This window comes from Azospirillum sp. P4_B5, from assembly GCF_056402275.1.
The window spans coordinates 1-3,631 of the sequence record NZ_JBFUHT010000115.1 but is presented as its reverse complement, the minus strand read 5'-3'; the positions used below and the strand labels follow the sequence as shown (position 1 = coordinate 3,631).

3 protein-coding genes and 1 pseudogene are annotated in these 3,631 nt (G+C 67.6%); 3 read left to right on the top strand and 1 reads right to left on the bottom strand.

Going from position 1 to position 3,631, the window contains the following annotated elements; all coding sequences use genetic code 11:
* Positions 1–736, bottom strand: a pseudogene (locus AC1DVI_RS32195) (IS3 family transposase); the annotation flags it as partial.
* Here AC1DVI_RS32195 and AC1DVI_RS32190 point away from each other — a divergent pair.
* From AC1DVI_RS32190 to istB, 3 genes are all read left to right on the top strand, one after another.
* Positions 736–1,110: a response regulator gene (locus tag AC1DVI_RS32190; RefSeq protein WP_476961440.1), complete on the top strand. Its 375-nt coding sequence runs from the start codon at positions 736–738 to the stop codon at positions 1,108–1,110. The pseudogene AC1DVI_RS32195 and the gene AC1DVI_RS32190 overlap by 1 nt on opposite strands.
* A gap of 225 nt (positions 1,111–1,335) precedes the next feature.
* Complete coding sequence (gene istA / locus AC1DVI_RS32185; RefSeq protein WP_476961441.1) at positions 1,336–2,595, top strand: IS21 family transposase; 1,260 nt, start codon at positions 1,336–1,338, stop codon at positions 2,593–2,595.
* A complete protein-coding gene (gene istB / locus AC1DVI_RS32180) occupies positions 2,592–3,383 on the top strand; it encodes an IS21-like element helper ATPase IstB (RefSeq protein WP_476961439.1) in 792 nt (263 codons plus the stop codon). Before istA ends, istB begins: the two co-directional genes overlap by 4 nt.
* Positions 3,384–3,631: the final 248 nt, after the last annotated feature.

Here is a 3,631-nt window from a genome sequence, read left to right as displayed (position 1 = left end):
GCCAAATACAAGAAGCCGGCCCAAGTGGGCAGGTAGGTGATATCCGCGACCCATAGCTGATCAGGCTGATCCGCGGTGAAGTTCCGCTCTACCAGGTCCGGTGCTGGTCGGGAGTTGACATCTCGCCGGGTCGTCACCGTGCCCTTGCGGCGGCACACGCCGACCAAGCCGGCGCCGCGCATCAGCCGGGCCACCCGCTTGCGACTGACCGTGATCCCCTCGGCCTGTAATTCGGCCCGGATCCGTGGAGCACCGTACGTGCCATGGGAGGCGGCGTGCGCCGTGCGGATCCGGCGCAGCAGGTCGGCATCGACCTGAGCGCGCCGGGACGGTTGACGCCGACGCCAAGCGTAGTAACCGGCCGGCGACACGCCGAACACCCGGGCCATGGTGCGGATCGGGAAGGAGGCCTGGTTCGCGCTCATGAACTGGAAGACCCGGACGGGATCGTGCCGGTCTCCCGTGCAAACCAGGCCGCCGCCTTTGCCAGGATGTCGCGCTCCTGGCGCAGTTGGCGGTTCTCGCGACGCAGGCGAGCCAGTTCCTCCTTCTCGGAACTGATCAGGCCGTCGCTGCGGTGACCGTTATCGCGATCGGCTTGCGCCACCCAGTTGCGGATCGCCTGGGCCGACGGCTCGAACTCGCGGGCAAGGTCGGCCGGATCGCGTCCAGAGCGGACCAGCTCGACCATATGCTGCTGGAATTCCGGCGGATAAGGGGGGCGGGTTTTCGGCATTGGTCGACACCTCCTGCGCAAGTCAGATGGTGTCCACCGAGCCGGGGCAACTCCAGGCCATGCTGGAGGGCTGGGGCTACCGGGTGCTGACAGCCGGATCCGTTGCAGAGGCGGCGAGCCACATTGAGCGCGGGGAATGGCCCAGTGTCATCCTGGCCGATTACCGGCTGCGCGGCGGCGAGACGGGCCTGGATGCGATCCGTGCCGTGTACGAACGCCTCGACGCGCCAGTCCCGGCCGCCATCATCACCGGCGACACCGCTCCGGAGCGCCTGGTCGAGGTACGTGTGGGTGGCCATGTGCTGCTTCATAAGCCGGTGGCCGCGAACGAGTTGCGGAACGCGATCGTAGAGATGCTACCTGCGACGGGATGAGCTGCACCCCCGGCACTTGGAAGGTTCAAGCAGACCGGCCCTGATTGCTTCTTGGCGTCCCAGCAGGTACTGAAAGGCACACATTGCGCATACTTGTCAGGCGACATGAGAAACTCCCCCCCGGGCGACATGAGGAAAGGGCCCCCCATCGACACTGAGAGGTGAAGAATGGTCGAGGGCACGACACCGTTGAGTTCCTCCGTGGGCACGGAGCGGAGGGACGTGATGCTGGCCCCGGACGAGGTGACGGCAATGATCCGGTTGCAGGCCCTGGGCTGGGGCTCGAAGCGGATCGCCCGGGAGTTGGGATGCGATCGGAAGACGGTGAAGCGCTATCTGCGCTGCGGAGGCTGGCAACCCTACCGGCTGCCGCACCGCACTGGTCGACTGGACGGGTTGACGGACTGGCTGGCCGAACGCCTCCGACGGCACCGGGGCAACGCTGACGTCGTACGCCAGGAGTTGGCCGACGAGCACGGCGTCCAGGTGTCGTTGCGCACGGTGGAACGCGCCGTCCAGGGACTGCGCCAGGAGCTGCAGGCGGAAAGCAAAGCCACGGTACGCTTCGAGACGGCGCCGGGCCAGCAGTTGCAGATCGACTTCGGCGCCACCGCAGTGGAGATCGGTGGCGAGCGGGTGCGGGTTCACCTGTTCGTGGCGACGCTGGGCTACTCGCGCCGCAACTTCGTCGCGGCGTTCCGCCACGAACGGCAGTCCGCCTGGATCACCGGGGTGGAGGCGGCCTTCCGGCACTTCGGCGGCGTGCCGCGGGAGGTGCTGATCGACAATCCCAAGACCCTGGTCACCCATCACGACCGGGAGACGCGGGAAGTGACGTTCAACGAGCGCTTCCATGCCTTTGCCCGCTACTGGGGCTTCCACCCGCGGGCCTGTGCGCCGTATCGGGCACGCACCAAGGGCAAGGACGAGAACGGCGTCGGCTACGTCAAGAAGAACGCCGTCGCCGGGCGGCGCTTCGCCAGCTGGGAGGCGTTCGAAGGGCACTTGGCGCATTGGATGCGCACCATCGCCGATGTCCGCGTCCACGGCACCACGGGCGAGCGGCCGATTGACCGCTTCCAGGCCGCCGAGGCGGCCAGCTTGCGCGGGCTGAACGGGCGCCCACCCTACCTTCAGGTGCGTGAGCTGCACCGCAAGGTACAGAGCGACGGCACCGTCGGCATCGACACCAATCACTACAGTGTGCCCTGGCGCCTGATCGGGCAGAGCGTCACGGTGGAGGTCAGCGACGGGGCGGTGCGGATCCTGCTGGCAGGAACCGAAGTGGCGCGCCACGCCCAGGTCCATGGTCGCCGCCAGCGGGTTATCGACGCCCATCACCTTGATGGCGTGGTCGGTGTGCGGCCCAGCCGCTCCAGCCCCTTGGGAGCCTCCGGTCCCGATGAACCGATGGAGCCACCGTGTGCCCCTGAGCTGCTGCGGCCGCTGGCGGAGTACGAAGCGGTGATCGGAGGTGGATGGTGAGCGCCGAACCCGACGATCTGGCGCGGATGCTGACGCGCCTGAAGCTGACCGCGCTACGCGACCAGCTCGATACCCTGCTCGACGAGGCGGCGCGGCGCGAGTTGAGCCTGCGCGAAGCCTTGGCCTTCCTGTGCGAAGCCGAGGTGGCGCGCAAGGACGAGCGGCGCATCCAGATGGCGATGAGCATCGCCAAGTTCCCCTTCGTGCGCACGCTGGAGGCGTTCGAGTACGACGCCCAGCCCTCGCTCGACCCCAAGCAGATCCGCGATCTGGCGACCGGCCGCTGGGTGGCCAACGGCGACGCGCTGCTGCTGCTCGGGCCGCCGGGCGTCGGCAAAACCCATCTCGCCGTCGGGCTCGGCCGCGAGGTGATCCGCTGTGGCTACTCAGTGCTGTTCGTCGCGGCGGCGACGCTGCTGACGATGCTGACCAAGGCACAGGCCGATGGCCGGTTGGAGGAGCGGCTGGGGCATTTCGCCAAGCCCAAGCTGCTCATCGTCGATGAACTCGGCTATCTGCCTCTGGAAACCAACGCGGCGCATCTGTTCTTCATGCTGGTGAGCCGCCGCTATGAACGCGGCAGCATCCTGGTGACCAGCAACCGCAACGTGAGCGAGTGGGGGAGCGTCTTCGGGGATGCCGTGGCGGCGACGGCGATCCTGGACCGCTTGCTTCACCACAGCCACGTGATCACCATCCGCGGCGACAGTTACCGGCTGCGCGAGAAGCGTCGCTCCGGCCTGATCAAGCCAACACCGTTTGCCGCCGAGGCGCCGGGCTCCGCATGACCACGCCGATGACCCGTCCCCTGTCCGGCCGCCCAACGCCGCCTGCATCCAGGCTGGATGATCTCCTACGGATCGGCCTCCCTCAAGCCAAGCCCTGTGGGCCTCCGCCTCCGGCGGCTGCGGGCTTGACCGAGCCCGCCCCGCAGGAACTGCTGCTCACCATGGATTGCAAGCGGCAGTGACACTGGGCTCAACCGGGGGCCCTTTCCTCATGTCGCCAGGGGGCCGGTTCCTGATGTCGTTTGACA